The sequence below is a fragment of the Minwuia sp. genome (assembly GCF_048263705.1).
Classification (GTDB): Bacteria; Pseudomonadota; Alphaproteobacteria; order Minwuiales; family Minwuiaceae; genus Minwuia.
The window spans coordinates 436,371-453,455 of record NZ_JBLXDV010000001.1 but is presented as its reverse complement, the minus strand read 5'-3'; the positions used below and the strand labels follow the sequence as shown (position 1 = coordinate 453,455).

The 17,085-nt window shown below is 62.7% G+C and carries 12 protein-coding genes; 9 read left to right on the top strand and 3 right to left on the bottom strand.

The genetic code is table 11. The features are described from left to right. Positions 1–6: 6 nt before the first annotated feature. Entirely contained in the window at positions 7–3,501 is a 3,495-nt protein-coding gene (gene mfd / locus ACN0X7_RS01960; RefSeq protein WP_417513537.1) for a transcription-repair coupling factor, read from the bottom strand. Positions 3,502–3,512: 11 nt separating this feature from the next. Further along, a complete protein-coding gene (locus ACN0X7_RS01955) occupies positions 3,513–3,791 on the bottom strand; it encodes a succinate dehydrogenase assembly factor 2 (protein WP_417513535.1) in 279 nt (92 codons plus the stop codon). A 103-nt stretch (positions 3,792–3,894) separates the two neighbouring features. On the opposite strand from ACN0X7_RS01955, the gene recG reads away from it, so the two are divergent. Beyond that, a complete protein-coding gene (recG, locus tag ACN0X7_RS01950) occupies positions 3,895–5,964 on the top strand; it encodes an ATP-dependent DNA helicase RecG (protein WP_417513534.1) in 2,070 nt (689 codons plus the stop codon). Here recG and ACN0X7_RS01945 read toward each other — a convergent pair. Beyond that, positions 5,956–6,642 carry a DUF502 domain-containing protein gene (locus ACN0X7_RS01945; protein WP_417513532.1) on the bottom strand — a complete coding sequence of 229 codons (687 nt, stop codon included), beginning with the start codon at positions 6,640–6,642 and terminating at the stop codon, positions 5,956–5,958. The two genes, recG and ACN0X7_RS01945, sit on opposite strands and share 9 nt — an antisense overlap. 281 nt (positions 6,643–6,923) lie before the next feature. Between ACN0X7_RS01945 and ACN0X7_RS01940 the strand changes: the two genes are divergently transcribed. The 8 genes from ACN0X7_RS01940 (at position 6,924) to ACN0X7_RS01905 (ending at position 17,049) form a co-directional block, all read left to right on the top strand. Next, positions 6,924–7,982 carry a type III polyketide synthase gene (locus tag ACN0X7_RS01940; RefSeq protein WP_417513530.1) on the top strand — a complete coding sequence of 353 codons (1,059 nt, stop codon included), beginning with the start codon at positions 6,924–6,926 and terminating at the stop codon, positions 7,980–7,982. Next, a complete protein-coding gene (locus ACN0X7_RS01935) occupies positions 7,979–8,479 on the top strand; it encodes an isoprenylcysteine carboxyl methyltransferase family protein (RefSeq protein WP_417513528.1) in 501 nt (166 codons plus the stop codon). Before ACN0X7_RS01940 ends, ACN0X7_RS01935 begins: the two co-directional genes overlap by 4 nt. Before the next feature lie 97 nt (positions 8,480–8,576). Beyond that, a complete protein-coding gene (locus tag ACN0X7_RS01930) occupies positions 8,577–10,910 on the top strand; it encodes a PAS-domain containing protein (RefSeq protein WP_417513526.1) in 2,334 nt (777 codons plus the stop codon). An 87-nt stretch (positions 10,911–10,997) separates the two neighbouring features. Further along, on the top strand, positions 10,998–11,795 hold the full coding sequence (locus ACN0X7_RS01925; protein WP_417513524.1) for an ABC transporter ATP-binding protein: 798 nt from the start codon (positions 10,998–11,000) through the stop codon (positions 11,793–11,795). Between the two features lie 17 nt (positions 11,796–11,812). Next, the gene (locus ACN0X7_RS01920) at positions 11,813–13,702 is read left to right on the top strand and encodes an AMP-dependent synthetase/ligase (protein ID WP_417513522.1); all 1,890 of its coding nucleotides are present in this window, start codon (positions 11,813–11,815) and stop codon (positions 13,700–13,702) included. A 23-nt stretch (positions 13,703–13,725) separates the two neighbouring features. Further along, the gene (locus ACN0X7_RS01915; protein ID WP_417513715.1) at positions 13,726–14,655 is read left to right on the top strand and encodes a branched-chain amino acid ABC transporter permease; all 930 of its coding nucleotides are present in this window, start codon (positions 13,726–13,728) and stop codon (positions 14,653–14,655) included. Positions 14,656–14,667: 12 nt separating this feature from the next. Continuing rightward, positions 14,668–15,738 carry a branched-chain amino acid ABC transporter permease gene (locus tag ACN0X7_RS01910; RefSeq protein WP_417513520.1) on the top strand — a complete coding sequence of 357 codons (1,071 nt, stop codon included), beginning with the start codon at positions 14,668–14,670 and terminating at the stop codon, positions 15,736–15,738. Between the two features lie 57 nt (positions 15,739–15,795). After that, a complete protein-coding gene (locus tag ACN0X7_RS01905; RefSeq protein ID WP_417513518.1) occupies positions 15,796–17,049 on the top strand; it encodes an ABC transporter substrate-binding protein in 1,254 nt (417 codons plus the stop codon). Positions 17,050–17,085 lie beyond the last annotated feature (36 nt).

The window sequence follows — 17,085 nt, the reverse complement described above, 5'->3', positions numbered from 1 at the left end:
GCGGACCTACGCGGCTTCGGCCTGTTCCACGATCTTCGCCAGTCCGCGCACAAGCTGCCTGACCCCCTTGACCCGGGCCGGCACATCATCCCATCCGCGCAGATAGACCAGCGTGTGGTCAGGCCGCAGCTTGGCCGTTCCCGACTGGCCGGAGATGAAGCGCACCAGACCGCCCGGATCGGGAAAGCGGTTTTCCCGGAACGTCACGGTCGCGCCCTTCGGCCCTGCGTCCAGCTTGGAAATGTTCGCCGTCCGGCACAGGCGCTTGATCGTCATGACCTCGAACAGGCTGTCGACCTCGGGCGGCAGTGCCCCGAACCGGTCGATCATCTCCGCGGCGATCGATTCGATCTCGTCCGTGTCGGCGACATGCGCCAGGCGCCGGTAGAGGTCCAGCCGCGCCGACAGGTCGGGCACGTAATGTTCCGGGATGAGGACCGGGGCGCCGAGATTGATGTTGGGCGACCAGCTCTGATCGTTCGCGGCGTCGGTCGCGCCCTTCGCCTCGGCGACCGCCTCTTCCAGCATGGACTGATACAGTTCGACGCCGACCTCGCGGATCTGGCCCGACTGTTCCTCGCCCAGCAGGTTGCCTGCCCCGCGAATGTCCAGATCGTGGCTTGCCAGCGTGAAGCCGGCCCCCAGCTGATCCAGCGTCTGCAGCACCTTCAGCCGTCGGTCGGCGGTATCGGTCAGCCGCTTGTTCGCCGGCACCGTCAGATAGGCGTAGGCACGGGTCTTGGAGCGTCCGATCCGGCCGCGCAACTGATACATCTGCGCCAGACCGAACATGTCCGCGCGATAGATGATCATCGTGTTGGCGTTGGGCACGTCCAGACCGGATTCGACGATGTTCGTCGAGACCAGCACGTCGTAGGTGCCATCGTCGAAGGCGTTCATGGCGTCTTCCAGGTCGCCGGTCGCCATCTGACCGTGCGCGACGACGAATTTCACTTCAGGCACATGATCCGTCAGGAACGCTTCCACCGTCGACAGATCGGAAATGCGCGGACAGACGAAGAAGCTCTGTCCGCCGCGATAATGCTCACGCAGCAGTGCCTCGCGCGCCACGACCTCATCGAACGGCATGACGAAGGTTCTGACCGCCAGCCGGTCCACCGGCGGCGTGGCGATGATCGACAGGTCACGGATACCGGTCAGCGCGAGTTGCAGGGTCCTCGGGATCGGTGTCGCCGTCAGTGTCAGGACATGGACGTTGGCCTTCAGTTCCTTCAACCGCTCCTTGTGCTTCACGCCGAAATGCTGCTCCTCATCCACGACCAGCAGGCCCAGCCGCTTGAAACCGACCGTCTTGCTCAGCAAAGCGTGCGTCCCGATGATGATGTCGACCTGGCCCTCTTTCAGGGCTTCCCTGGTCAGCTTCGCATCCTTGGCCGCGACCAGCCGGGAAAGCTGTTCGATCCGGACGGGAAAGTCCCGAAACCGTTCCCTGAAGGTCCGGTAGTGCTGACGCACCAGCAGAGTCGTCGGCGCAACCACCGCGACCTGCACGCCCTCCATCGCCGCGATGAAGGCCGCACGCAGCGCGACCTCGGTCTTGCCGAACCCCACATCGCCGCATACCAGACGGTCCATGGGCCGCCCCGAACCCAGATCGTCCTGAACCTGTTCGATGGCGCGGGCCTGATCGTCGGTCTCGTGATACGGGAACCGGTCGCAGAATTCCTGGAAGGCCCCCGCGGGCGGTTCCAGCACCTGCCCCTCGGCCAGTTCACGGTCCGCCGCCACCTTGATCAGGGCTTCCGCCATGTCCTTCAGGCGCTGCTTCAGGCGGGCCTTCTTGCTCTGCCAGGCCCGGCCGCCGAGGCGGTCCAGCGTTGCGGTCGAGCCGTCGCCCGACCCGTAGCGGGAGAGCAGTTCGATGTTCTCGACCGGCAGGAACAGACGGTCGCCGCCCTCATAGGTCAGCAACAGACAGTCGTGCGGCGCGTCCGCGACGTCCAGCGTTTCCAGCCCCTGATAGCAGCCGATGCCGTGATCCGCGTGGACCACCAGATCACCGGGCTGCAGATCCGACGCATTGGCGATGAAGTTCTCGGCCCGGCGGCGCTGCTTGCGCTTGCGCACCAGCCTGTCACCCAGCACGTCCTGTTCCGAAATCACGACGACTTCGGCATTCTCGAAACCGTGTTCCAGCGGCAGCACGGCCAGGCCCACGACCTTGGGATGCAGGCTCATCGCCTCGGCGAAATCATCGACATCGGCAAGCGCGGGCACGCCGCCGTCACGCAGCATCCCGGACAGACGCTGCCGCGCACCGTCCGAGTAACTTGCCAGGACAACACGCCGATCCTCGGCCAGCACCGTCTCGATGTACTTGATCAGGGCTTCATAAACGTTCGCGCCCGGCACGGCCCGTTCCTGCGCGAAGTCCCGGCCCTGGCGGCCGGCGAGATCGCGCACAGCGGGATCGGGCCGATCGCTGACCGCAAACGGCGTGAGCGCCGCCACCGGTTGTCCGGCAAGTCCCTCGGTCCATTCGCCCGCGCTGAGGTAGAGCTGATCCGGCGGCAACGGTCGGTAGGTCGCGCCTGTCGCGGGACTTGAAACGTCGGCGGCTTCCTTCCGCGTCGTGTAGTAATCGGCGATCGCCTGAAACCGGTTCTGGGTCGCATCTTCGGACAGATGGTCCAGGATGAAGACGGCATCCCCGGCATAGTCGAAGACGGTTTCCATGTCCCTTTGGAACAGCGGCAGCCAGTGTTCCATGCCCGGAAACGGCCTGCCTTCCGAGACGCTCTCGTAGATCGGATCCTTCTCGGCGCGATTGCCGAAGATTTCGCGGTATTTCGCGCGGAACCGGTTACAACGGCCTTCTTCCAGTACCATTTCGCTGACCGGTGTCAGACGGAACCGCCTGATCTTGCGCAGGGTACGCTGCGACATCGGATCGAAGCGGCGCAGGCCGTCCAGTTCGTTGCCGAACAGGTCGAGCCGCACGGGATTGCGGTCATTGGGCGGGAAAATGTCGATCAGGCCACCGCGGATGGCAAACTCGCCGGGTTCCATCACCGTGCCGGTGCGCGTGTAGCCCTGATGCGTCAGATAGGCGACCAGTTCCGCCTCGTCGACACGCTGCCCGACGGACGCCCTGAAACCGCCGCCCCGCACCTCGTCGCGCGGCAGCAGGCGCTGCGTCACGGCGTTGACCGTGGTGAGCAGAAGCCGCCCCGACAGGCCCTTTTCGGCGATCTCGCCCAGCGTGCGCATCCGTTCGGCCAGAATCAGCCGGTTGGGCGACGAACGGTCGTACGGCAGGCAATCCCATGCGGGCAGGATCAGGGGCTTCAGGGACGGCGCGAAGAACTTCAGCAGATCGCGAACAGCCGTCAGGCGCTGGTCGTCACGTGCGACAAAGACCGCACCAGCCTCACGAGACCGGGCCAGTTCCGCCGCGAAGCGCGCATCGAGTCCTTCCGGGGCGTTCTGGACAAGGGTCCGCCCCGGTGCCGCGAAGGCCCCGGCCAGTTCTTCCGTCACCGCATCCGCCACTAGGCTGATGTGGCGTAGTTGAAGCGCACCAGGAGGCGCGAGACCTCATTGTCGAACTCGGGCGGCACCGGTTTGCCGCGGACGACCCAGGCCATGATCTCCGGATCCCCCGCCGCCAGCAGTTCCTCATAGAGATCCAGCTGGCGTGCGCTGAAGGTCGGCAGGTTCCGCTCGGCAAATCGCGAGAGGATGATGTCGGTTTCCTTGGTTCCGGTATAGGTCGACCGGTACATCAGCTTGCGCCGCCTGACATCCAGATCCTGGTTCGTGTCCGACATGTTTTCCGTCCGCGTCTGGTAAAGTGCGTCAGATATAGTGCCTTGATCGCATAAAGTCAGCGGACGGCTTGTCACGGACAGTATCGCAGGACCATAAAGCGATATGCGACCGGAAGTGCTTTTCCCCCTGTTCCAGCCCGTCACCAGCCTGAAGGGCGTAGGACCGCGCGTCGCCGCGTCGATGGAACGCCTGGGTGTTACGCGAACGCTGGATCTGGTGTGGCTGCTGCCCACAGGCGTGGTGGACCGCACCTATCGGCCCGCGCTGGAAGACGCCGAGCCGGGCCGGATCGTCACCCTTGAGGTCGATATCGTCGAACACCGGCAGGGACATGGCCGCCAGCCCTACCGGGTGATCGTGACCGATGGCACGGCCAGCGCGGCACTGATCTTCTTCCATCCCCGCAAGGACTGGCTGAACCGGATGTATCCGGCGGGCGAACGCCGGATCATTTCCGGCAAGCTGGAACGGTACGGCGAACAGCTGCAGATGCCGCACCCCGATCATGTCATTGATCCCGGTTCCGGAGAGACGGTTCCGGCAAACGAACCGGTCTATCCCCTGACCGCCGGACTGGCGGCGAAGACACTGCGGCAATCGGTGGAACGTGCCGTCTCGAACGTGCCGGCCCTGCCGGAATGGCAGGACGCCGCATGGCTGGCGCAACGCGGCTTTCCGCCCTGGCTGGAGGCGGTGCATGCCGTCCACAGGCCCGACGGCAGCCCCGACAGCCTGGCCCGGCAGCGCCTGGCCTATGACGAACTGCTGGCCAACCAGCTCGCCCTGTCGCTGGTACGACGGAACCTGAAGAAGCGTGGCGGGCGATCGATCCCCGAGACAGGCCGGATCGCCGGTACGATCCGCGCAAACCTGCCCTTCTCGCTGACCGGCGCGCAGGAACGCACCCTGTCCGAAATTCTTGCGGACATGGCATCTCCGCACCGGATGCTGCGTCTGGTGCAGGGTGATGTCGGCAGCGGCAAGACGGTCGTGGCGTTGCTGGCTGCCGCGACCGCAGCGGAAGCGGGTCTGCAGACCGCCCTGATGGCACCGACGGAGGTTCTGGCGCGTCAGCATGAACGCTCGCTGGCGCTGATGGCCGAAGGATCGAACCTGCGCATCGCCTGTCTGACCGGTCGCGACAAGGGGCCCGATCGGGCGCGCATACTCGACGACCTGAAGCACGGACGGATCGACCTTCTGGTCGGCACCCACGCCCTGTTCCAGGACGGTGTCGATTTCGCCGATCTCGGTCTGGCCATCGTCGACGAGCAGCATCGCTTCGGTGTGCATCAGCGGATGATGCTGACCGACAAGTCGAAACATCCCGCCGATATCCTGGTCATGACGGCGACGCCCATTCCGCGCACGCTGGCCATGACCGCCTACGGCGACATGGACGTCAGCCGCATCGACGAACGCCCGCCGGGACGCACGCCGGTCGACACGCGCGTGCTGCCCGCCGAACGCCTGCCGGAGATCATCGATCGGCTGCGGGACGTGCTGGCGCGCGGCGACCGTGCCTACTGGATCTGCCCGCTGGTGGAGGAGACCGAGGAAAGCGAGATGGTCGCCGTCGATGCGCGGCACCGCGAACTGTCGCAGCATTTCGGCGCCCGGGTCGGTCTGGTCCACGGACGGCTCAAGCCCGAGGCGAAAGACGCCGCGCTGCAGGCGTTCGCCGACGGCCGGACGTCCCTGCTGGTGGCGACGACCGTTGTCGAGGTGGGCGTGGATGTGCCCGAGGCGACGATCATCGTCATCGAGGACGCGCAGAACTTCGGGCTGGCCCAGTTGCACCAGTTGCGCGGGAGGGTCGGCCGGGGATCGAAGCCGAGCGTATGCCTGTTGCTCTACCGCACACCGCTGGGCGAGACCGCCCGGAAACGGCTGAAGACCCTGCGCGAGACCGATGACGGATTTCGCATTGCCGAAGAGGATTTCAACCTGCGCGGCGCCGGTGAGTTGCTGGGCACGCGTCAGAGCGGCCTGCCCGCCATGCGCCTTGCCGTGCTGGAACGAGATCAGGAACTGCTGGCCGCAGCCCATGACGATGCACGGCTGATCCTGGATCGGGACCCCGACCTGAAGCATTCGCGCGGCGCGGCCCTGCGCGTGCTGCTGTATCTGTTCGAACGCGACGCGGCGATCCGCTATCTCAGATCAGGATGATTGCTTGCGGCTTTGGCTGTCCTGCTCGAATTCCTTTTCGATCAGGGGCTTACCGTCCGGCGGAACGACGACACCGACCGAAACGACGTACTTCATCGCCTGCTCCACGCTCATGTCCAGCACGTGGACGTCCTCGCGGGGAATGAACAGGATGAACCCGGACGACGGATTGGGCGTCGTCGGGACATAGACGCTGACCAGATCGAGTCCGGTCTGGCGCACCACCTCCCCCTTGGTATCGCCCGCGACGAAGCCGATCGTGTACAGCCCCCGGCGTGGATATTCGACCAGGGCGGCATGCTTGAACGAGTCGCTCGTGTCCTTCAGCAGCGTTTCGAAGATCTGTTTGAAAACATTGTAGATGCCCCGGATGATCGGCATCCGGTCGACCAGTTGCTCGCCGATGCGGACGATGGTGCGGCCCAGAAGATTCGCGGTCAGCGCGCCGATCAGGGTCAGGCCGACCACCGCCACGATCACGCCCAGACCCGGCACACTGAACGGCAGGTAGGTTTCGGGGCGATAGGCGACAGGCACCAGCGGGATCACCACCTGATCGACCCATTCGATGAACGACCAGGTCAGATAGATCGTGATGGCGATCGGCGCGGTGACGATGACACCGGTCAGGAAGTAGTTGCGAATTCGTGTCTTGAAGGGTGAACGGGGTGTCAGCACACGTTCCTTGCTCGGTTTTCTGTTCCCGGTTTGCCCGCTCATTTTACGCTTTTACTCCGGTTGCGCGCGTGATCGTGTCCGTGCGGAATGAGGCCGGACTGTGATATGCAATGCATGCAGTCGATCAGCTTGTGCCACATCAGCAAGTGTGTGCCATATCATATGGTCATTCGGCAATGCATGGGAAAGGCCCGCTCACCGGATCGGCATCGAATTGCAGGCCGAGCTAGGGTGTTGCAGACCCGTCGAAGAATTTTCCCGGCCCACAGGAGCAGCAGCACGTGAGCAGATCGGACACCAGCGTTCAGATGGCGGGCCTGTCGACCGCCAATCCAAAACACGTCCTGCATCAATCGGAAGTGGCGCGGCGTGCCGGCGAACTGTTCGGCGGTGCGCTGCCCAGTTTCGAACGCCTGCGCCCGGTTTACGAGAACGCCGAGATCGAAACCCGCCACTCCTGCGTGCCGATCGAATGGTACAAGGAAGTGCACGGCTTCGGAGAACGGAACCGGCTGTTCATCGAGAACGCGGTCGATCTGCTGGAAGAAGCCGCGCTGGCCGCGCTGGACAAGACCGGTCGCACGGTGGACGACATCGATGGCATCATCGCGGTCTCGACCTCGGGCATCGCCACCCCCAGCCTGGATGCCCTGCTGATGGAGCGGCTGGCGCTGCGGCGCGACGTCGAGAGGCTTCCGATCTTCGGACTGGGCTGCGCCGGTGGCGTCGTCGGTCTGGCCCGCGCGGCACAGATGGCCCGCAGCCAGCCCGGCAAGCTGTACCTGTTTCTGGTGGTCGAGCTTTGCGGGCTGACCTTCCGCAGCCGGGATTTCACAAAGAGCAACGTCATCGCGACCGCGTTGTTCGGCGATGGCGCGGCGGCGGCGCTGATCGGAACCGGTGTGGAGGGCGATGCCACCTTGCTCTGCGCCGGGGAGCATACCTGGGCGGACACACTGGACGTGATGGGCTGGGATGTGACCGATGACGGGCTGTCGGTGATCTTCTCGCGCGATATCCCGACCCATGTGCGCACGATGATGGGGTCCGCGATGCACGCCTACCTGCAGCGGGAAGGTCTGTCCCTCGACGAACACCGGCATTTCCTGTCGCATCCGGGGGGCGCGAAGGTTCTGGACGCGCTGGAGGAAATCTTCGAACTGCCTGAAGGCGGGCTGAAACAGAGCCGCGAGATCCTGCGGAATTTCGGCAACATGTCGGCGGTTACCGTCCTTTTCGTGGTCGAGGCTGCCATCCGTGAAGGGCTGAAAGGCCGGGCCCTGCTTTCGACGCTGGGTCCGGGTTTCACTGCCGGGTTTCTCAGCATGGATCTGACATGACCGTCTTTCACGTGGTCTTGGCGGCCCTGATCGTTCAGCGCCTGGCCGAGCTCTGGCTTGCGAACCGGAACACGAGACGTCTGTTGGCCGACGGCGCAACCGAACACGGCCGGGCCCATTACCCGCTGTTTGTCCTGCTGCACACCAGCTGGATCGCGGCGCTGATCTGGTTCGCCCCTGCGGACGCCGAGGTGAATCCGGTGCTTCTGATCGCGTTCGTGCTGTTGCAGGGCGGCAGGATCTGGGTGATTTCCACCCTCGGTCGCTACTGGACGACCCGGGTCATCAATGTGCCCGATGCACCGGTCATTACAGGAGGGCCCTACCGGTTCGTGCGGCATCCGAACTATCTGGTGGTGATCGGCGAGATCGCGGTGGTGCCGTTGATGGTCGGCCTCTGGCAGATCGCCCTGGTATTCTCGATCCTCAATCTGATGCTGATCGCCTGGCGCATCCGGATCGAGGATCGCGCGCTGCAGGACCGGCGGGATCGTTAACTGCACGTTAGGTGATGGGAAGCCATGCTGGTATGAAGTATCCTGCTCCCTCACAGGATCCAGCGTGTTGTAGTATAATGAGTTCAGAAAATCGCAAATGTCCGCCGTTCCCAAGCATAAAGACATCAGTGCCGTGACCTCCTCCGCGGATCGCGGGCGGTCATCTGATGCCGCACGTCTTGAAGACTTCATGGCCATCGCCAATGAATGGTTCTGGGAGACGGACCATACGCATCGCTTCACTTTCGTTTCGAACAAGTTCACGCAGATCACCGGACTCGACGCCGCCAGCTATATCGGCAAGAGCCGCGTCGACATGGGGCTGATGCCGGATACGGAGGAAGGCAAGGCCCATCTGGAACTCCTCGCCGCCCGCCAGCCGTTCCGGGACTACGTCTACCGGCGTCAGACGCCATCGGGCGCCCGATGGTTCAAGATATCCGGTGCACCGGTCTTCGAGGGAACAAGGTTTCTCGGATACCGGGGAAACGGCATCGACATCACCGAACAGGTCAAGGCCGACGAGGACGCCACCCGGGCCCGATCGCGGCTGGAACTGACGCTGAGTTCGACCAACGAGGGCCTCGTCTTCTTCGATACAGACGACCGGTGCGTTATCGCCAACGAAAACTACCTCGATTTCTTCGACCCCGAACGAAAGATGGTGAGGATCGGGGATACGTTCGAGACGATCATGCGCCGTTTCCTGGAGAACGGTCTGGTCCCCGAAGCCGCGACGGATGCCGAAGGCTGGCTGGCACGCCGGGTCGAGGCGCACAAGGCGGGTGATTTCAGGACGGAAACGCTGATGAGCACGGGGCAATGGTTCCGGATCAGCGAGCACGCCATTCCCGACTTCGGCACGGTGGCCGTCTATACCGATATCACGGATCGCAAGCGCCGCGAGATCGAGCTGCGCGCCCAGACCCGGCTCATGGCGTCGATCTTCGCGAACGTGCGTCAGGGCATCTGTGTCCTGGACAAGGACCTGCGGGTCCGCACGGTGAACGGTCGGTTCAGCGAACTGCTCGGTCTGCCGACCGGCCTGGTGAAGACGGGCAGTCACTATGACGAAATCATCGCGTTCAACGATGCCCGCAACGAATTCGGCGACGACGAAGCCGAAAAGAGGCGGGTCCGGAACTTCATAACGATACTGAGGCGCCGCCAGCCGCACCGGTACCAGCGCCAACGCCCCAACGGCACGGTCGTCGATGTCGAGGGCATTCCCCTGCCCGATGGCGGGATGGTGGTCGCGGTGTCCGACGTCTCCGACCTGCATCGGATGCTGACCCGGCTGGAAGAACGTGAGAGCCGGTATCGACACCTGGTCGAGAATAACCCGGATGCGATTCTGGTACATCGGCACAATCAGGTCGTCTACGCCAACCCGGAAGCCGTCAGAACCTTCGGGGCGCCATCCCACAGCGCACTGATGGAAACCGCACCGTCCGACCTGATGCATCCCGACGACCTGCATCTGATCGAGGCGCACGTGCGCGAGATGATGAAGGAAGGCATCGGCAGCCGCCGTGGCGCGACCGGCTTCAGGGCGGTACGCATGGACGGTCAGATTTTCGAGATGGAGACGGAATCCTCGATCATCGAATTCGATGGCCTGCCGACGGTACAGGTCATCGCACGCGACGTGACCGCGCGCATGAGAGCCGAGCAGGATCTGATGCGCGCGAAAACCGAAGCCGAACTGGCGAGCCGCGCCAAATCGGAATTCCTCGCCAACATGAGCCACGAACTCCGGACTCCGCTGAACGCCATCATCGGCTTCTCGGAGATCCTGGAAAAGCAGATGTTCGGACCGCTGGGCAACAGCAAGTACAATGATTACGTCAGCGACATATACGAGAGCGGTAGCCATCTTCTGAGGGTCATCAACGATATCCTGGATCTGTCGAAAGCCGAATCCGGCCAGTTCTCGATCCGCGAAACCCGGTTTTCGCTGCGGACGGCGATCGCCGCATCCGTCAGGTTCTTTCACGAGCGCGCGGCCGCGAAGGAGATCCAGCTGGATATCGAGGAACCGGAGGGCGAGATCGAGTTGCATGCCGACGAGCGTCTGGTGAAACAGATCATTCTCAATCTGATGTCCAACGCCCTGAAGTTCACCGAATCAGGCGGCACCATCCGCGTGACGTCCGAACTTGGCCCGGAATGGCTGACCGTGAGCGTCGCGGACGATGGAATCGGCATCCCGGCAAACCGGGTCGGACAGATGTTCGAGGCCTTTTCGCAGGGCCACACCGGGCTGTCGCGAAAATACGAGGGCACCGGCCTGGGACTGCCCCTGTCGCGCTCCCTCGCCGAACTGCATGGCGGAACCGTCGAGATTTCCAGCACCGAAGGCGTCGGGACGGAAGCGGTATTGAAACTCCCCGTTGCACGGGTAAACACACCGGAAAACATCACGAGATAATTTCGTTGCATTAGGTGCTTGGATTCTTCCGCTACCCGCTGGTAGTGTTCAGTCAACAACAAGAACGACTGCGCATTGGGGAGGGCTATGACAGCGGTGCAACAGGCATCGACGTCCAGCGACGTCATTCTGGAAGTAGACGGCGTGTCGAAGTTTTTCGGCGGCGTGCGCGCTGTGGCAGACGTCTCGATCGACGTGCCACGGGGTTCTATCTTTTCAGTCATCGGACCGAACGGGGCAGGCAAGACATCACTGGTCAACATGATCAGCGGTTTCTACACGCCCAACAGCGGATCCATCGATTACAACGGAAAACGGATCAACGATCTGCGCCCGAATGAGCGCGCGGAGATCGGTATCGCGCGAACGTTCCAGAACATCGCCCTGTTTCGCGGCCTGAACGTTCTCGAAAACCTGATGCTGGGACGGCACGTGCGGATGAAGTCCGGCGTGCTGAGTTCGTTTCTCTACTGGGGACCGGCACAAAGGGAAGAGATCGCGAACCGGAAGCGCTGCGAGGAGATCATCGATTTCCTGAAGCTGAACGACCTGCGCAAGCAGTCGACCGGCGCCCTGGCCTACGGTTTCCAGAAACGCGTGGAACTGGGCCGCGCGCTGGCGCTGGAGCCGGAGCTCCTGCTGCTGGACGAACCCATGGCCGGCATGAACCAGGAAGAAAAGGAGGACATGGCCCGCTATGTCCTCGACGTGAACGAAGAGCTGGGCACGACCATCATTCTGATTGAGCACGACATGGGTGTCGTCATGGACATCTCGGACCATGTCGCGGTGCTGGATCAGGGTGAGAAGATCGCCGAAGGCACCCCTTCGGAGGTTCAGGCCAACCCGGCGGTCATCAAGGCCTATCTCGGCACATCTAACTGACAGGAGGATCCTGACGGATGTCTGACACGGACACACTCGCCAGCCTGCTGCTGGAAAACGAACAGAAACGCGGCGACAAGCCGGCCATGCGCGAGAAAAATCTCGGCATCTGGCAGACCTACACCTGGTCCGATTACATTCGCAACGTGCGGGAATTCGCGCTGGGACTGAAAGCGCGCGGTTTCGGCCCCGGCGACAAACTGTGCGTCGCCGGCAGCAACCGCCCCCGCCTGTACTGGGCGGAAATGGCTGCGGTCTGTCTCGGCGGCACCGCCGTCCCCGTCTATCAGGATGCGATCGCTTCCGAACTGAACTTCGTGCTGAACAACGCCGAAGTGAAGGTCATCGTGGCCGAGGATCAGGAGCAGGTCGACAAGATCATGTCGATCCGCGAAGACCTGCCCGGCCTCGAACTGCTGGTCTTCGACGACGGGCGCGGTCTGCGCGGCTATGACGATTCCATCCTGAAGAGCTTCGAGGACATTCAGGAAGAGGGCCGGCAGCAGAACGCCGCGGATTTCGAGGCTGCCGCCCGCGCGGTGAAGCCCGAGGATATCGCCTTCATGTGCTACACGTCCGGCACGACGGGCAATCCGAAGGGCGTGATGCTGTCGCATCGCAATCTCGTGACCTCCGCCCGGATCTTCCTGGAGAATGAGGACGTCCGCGAGAGCGACGACTTCCTCTCCTACCTGCCGCTGGCATGGGTCGGTGAAGCCCTGTACGGCACCGCCGTCAGCATCGTGGCCGGATGCTCGTCCAACTGCCCCGAAGAACCCGAGACGTTCCGCCGTGACGGCCGGGAACTGGGTGCGACCGGCCTGGTTGCCGCCCCCCGGAACTTCGAGATGATCCTGTCCGAGATTCAGGTGAAGGCGAACGATGCCCCGCCGTTGAAGAAGTGGGTCTACAACACGTTCAAGGATGCCGCCGTCAAGGCCGAGAACCTGAAGGCGGAAGGCAAGCCGGTGCCGACAAGTCTGAAACTGAAGAAGGCGCTGGGCGAGATTCTGGTCTATGGCCCCATCCGCGACCAATACGGCTTTCGGCGCGCGCGCTGGTGCTATGTCGGTGGCGCGCCGCTGGGCCCCGACACGTTCCGCTATTTCCGCGCATTCGGCATCAACCTCAAGCAGCTGTATGGCTCGACCGAGGCCTGCGGGACGGTGACCCTGCAGAAGGACGGCCACGCCTCGCCGGACAATGTGGGCAAGCCCTGCCCCGGCATCGACGTGAAGATCGCCGAGAATGGTGAGGTTCTGGTGAAGAGCCCGGGCATCTTCGTGGGCTATTACAAGAACGAGGAAGCCACACGCGAAGCCATCGACGAGGATGGCTGGTTCCATACCGGCGATGCCGGGATCCTGGAAAGCACCGGTGAACTGACCATCATCGACCGGGCGAAGGACGTGGGCAAGCTGGTGGACGGCTCCCCGTTCGCACCGCAGTTCGTGGAAAACAAGCTGAAGTTCAGCCCCTACATTTCGGAGGCCGTGTCGTTCGGCCACGAGAAGCCGTTCGTCTGTGCGATGATCGCGATCGACTACAACACGGTCGGCAACTGGGCCGAGAAGGCGGGGATCGCCTACTCGAACTATGTGGACCTGTCGCAGAAGCAGGAAGTCCGCGACCTGATCCATGACGAGATCACCCGCATCAATCCATCGCTGCCCGCCGTCAGCCGCATCAAGCGGTTCCTGCTGCTGGCCAAGGATCTGGATGCGGACGACGCCGAGGTGACACGCACACGGAAGCTGCGGCGCGGCTACATCGCCGAGCATTATGCTCCGGTGATCGAGGCCTTCTACGGCGGCGCGAACGAGGTCGATATCGAGACCGAAGTAACTTTTGAAGATGGCCGCAAGGCCACGATGGAAGCGCACCTGACGATTCAGGAAGCGGCCTAGAGGGGAGGCTTTTCACCGTGGACATGTTTGCAGTCTGGTATTTCGTGGAATCGACCATCAACGGCGCGTTGATCGGCTTGATGTACGCGCTCGTCGCGCTCGGTTTCGTCCTGATCTACAAGTCGACCGACGCGATCAATTTCGCACAGGGTCAGTTCATCATGATCGCCGGCATCATGGTCGCAGCGCTGGCTGCCGACTACGGCGTGCCGATCTTCCTGGGCTTCATCATCGCCCTGGTGTTCATGATCGTCTTCAACGTCGCGCTTGAGCGGGTGGTCCTGCGCCCGATGATCGGTCGGCCGGTGGTTTCGATCATCATGGCGACGATCGGTCTCGCAGCCTTTCTGGAAGGCCTGTTCCCCATGATCTTCGGGTCATCGACACGCTCGCTGGATCTCGGCATTCCGAACGATCCCTGGATCATCGGCGAGGTCTATCTGACGCCGATCAACGTGGTGGGTGCCGCGATCGCCGTGATCTTCTTCGCCGGCTTCACCCTGTTCTTCATGAAATCCCGCAAGGGCGTGGCCCTGCGCGCGGTTGCCGACAATCACGGCGTCTCGATGGCCATGGGCATCAACGTCGAGATGTATTTCGTTCTCGCCTGGTCGATGGCCGGTGTCGTGGCGGTGCTCGGCGGCCTGCTCTGGGGCAGCGCCATCGGCGTGGACAACACGCTCGCGGTGGTTGGCCTGAAGGTCTTCCCCGTGGTCATTCTGGGCGGCCTGGAATCGATCAAGGGCTGCATCGTGGGCGGCATCATCGTCGGGATCGTCGAGGCATGGGGCGGCACCTATCTCGATCCGGCCATGACGCAGGAATGGTTCCGGGAGTTCTTCCCCTTCGAGGGCGGCGGGACCAAGGACTTCCTGCCCTATGTGTTGATGATCATCGTGCTCTTCTTCCGTCCGTACGGCCTGTACGGCAAGAAGATCATCGAGCGCGTGTAAGGGGGCAGCAGCATGTTTCATCGCGAGAGCGGTTACTACAAGAGCACGTATGCGGCCGATCAGGCCCTGTATCCGCTGCCCATTTCGAAATTCACCATCGTCGCACTACTGGTGATCTTCTATGTCGTTGCACCGGCGATCGTCGGCGACCGCTACATCACCCTGCTGAACCTGGTGGGCATCGCGGTTGTCGGGGCCCTGGGCCTGAACATCCTGCTCGGCCTCACGGGACAGATCTCGATTGGTCATGCTGCGTTCATGTCCGTGGGTGCATATACAGCTGCGAACCTGGCAACCCGACTTGATCTGCCCTTCTGGATCACGCTGCCGGCGGGCGGTCTGATGGCCGCCTTCATCGGCATCATCGTCGGGTTTCCCTCGGTGCGCATCAAGGGACTGTATTTGGCGATTTCGACATTGGCGGCACAATTCATCATCGACTGGATCATCATCCACACGCCCTCCATATCGGGCGGCTTCGCGGCATCCATCCAGGTGCCGCGTCCGGTGCTGTTCGGGGAGGAACTGGATAGCCAGCGTGAGCTGTACTACTTCATCCTTGTCGTCGCGACGATCGCGATCATCGCGTCACTGAACATCGCACGCAGCCGTGTGGGACGGGCCTTCATCGCCATCCGCGATCAGGATATCGCGGCCGAGATCATCGGTATCAACGTGCGCCGCTACAAGCTGACGGCGTTCGCGATCTCGTCCTTCTACGCGGGCGTGACGGGTGTACTGTTCGTCTATTATTCCGGCGTGGCGAACAATGAATTCTTCCCGCTCGTGGTATCGATCGACTATCTGGCCATGGTGATCATCGGCGGCGCGGGATCGGTCCTCGGCAGTATCTTCGGCGCGATCTTCGTGACCATCCTGCCGATCGGCATCGACCAGTTCATGACCAGTGTCGGCCCCCTGTTCACCGATGACATCGGTGCGCTCGCCGGCATCAAGTCGCATCTGCGCCTGATCATCTTCGGCGGCCTGATCATGTTCTTCCTGGTCGTCGAACCGGACGGACTCAACAGGCTCTGGCTGAACATCCGGAACTATTTCCGGGTCTGGCCCTTCTCGTACTAGAATTCAAAGAATTCCGCCTCGACAGAGACAGGCGGATAACCCCAGGGAGGTAAACAAATGAAACGTCTCTTCAAAACACTCACCGCGGCGGGCGTGATCGCCGGTGCGGTTGCGGCGTTCTCCGCCGCACAGGCCGGTGAAATCGTCATCGGTCAGTTGAATGACCGGACCGGACCGACCGCCAATGTCGGCGTCGGCATGGGCACCGGCTACAACGACTACATCCGCCTGATCAATTCCAAGGGCGGCGTCGAAGGCCACACGATCCGGATGATCGAGGTCGACAACCAGTACAAGGTGCCGCCGTCGGTCGAAGCCTACCAGCGCTTCAAGTCCGAAGGCGCCGTCCTGGTCGGCCTCTACGGTACGCCGATCACCCAGGCCCTGACGGCGGATCTTCAGAAAGACAAGATTCCGGGCACGTCACCGGGTTTCGGTACCGCCGCGTCGGCGGATGGCGCCAGCTATCCGTTCCTGTTCCCGGCGGCCGCGAGCTACTGGTCACAGGCCGGTGGCGCGGTTCAGTTCGCCAAGGATGAGCTCGGCGGCGAGCTGAAGGGCAAGAAGATCGCCTACCTGTTCTACGACAACCCGGCGGGACGTGAAGGCCTGCCCGTGATCCGCAAGCTTGCTGAGATCGAAGGATTTGAATTGCAGGAATTCCCGGTGCCCGCACCGGGCGTGGAAATGTCCAACCAGGTTCGTGACATCTCGCGTCGCTTCAAGGCCGACTTCGTGATCAGCCATCTGTTCGGCCGTGCACCTTCCGTGCAGCTGAAAGAGTTCAACCGCGCCGGCTATCCGCTCAGCAAGGTTGTCTCCTTCGTGTGGGGCGCTTCGGAATCGGATATTGAAGCCGCTGGCGGCTTCGCCGAGAACGTCGGCTACAACGGCATCCAGTTTGCCGGCGTGGGCGACGATTTCCCGATCCGTCAGGAGATCCGCGACATGTACAAGGCGGCCGGTGAGGAACCGCCTGCCGAGATGGACAAGACCGTCTTCTACAACCGCGGCATCCTGACCCAGGCGCTGCATGTCGAGGCGATCCGCAACGCCATCAAGGCGAACGGCGGCAAGGCCGACATCACCGGCGAACAGGTGCGCGACGGTTTCCACCAGATCAAGGACTTCTCGCTGGGTGGCCTGATCCCGCCGCTGAACCTCGGCGGTGGCGACCATGAAGGCGGCGGCTGGGTCCGTGTCTTCACGGTCACCAAGGACGGCTACGCCGCGAAGACCGACTGGTTCAAGGGCTATCGCGATGTCGTCTTCGAGATGATCAAGGAAGACGCTGCTCAGAAGAAGGAATAGCAGCGCCTGATATTTCCGGACCGGTGCATGCGCCGG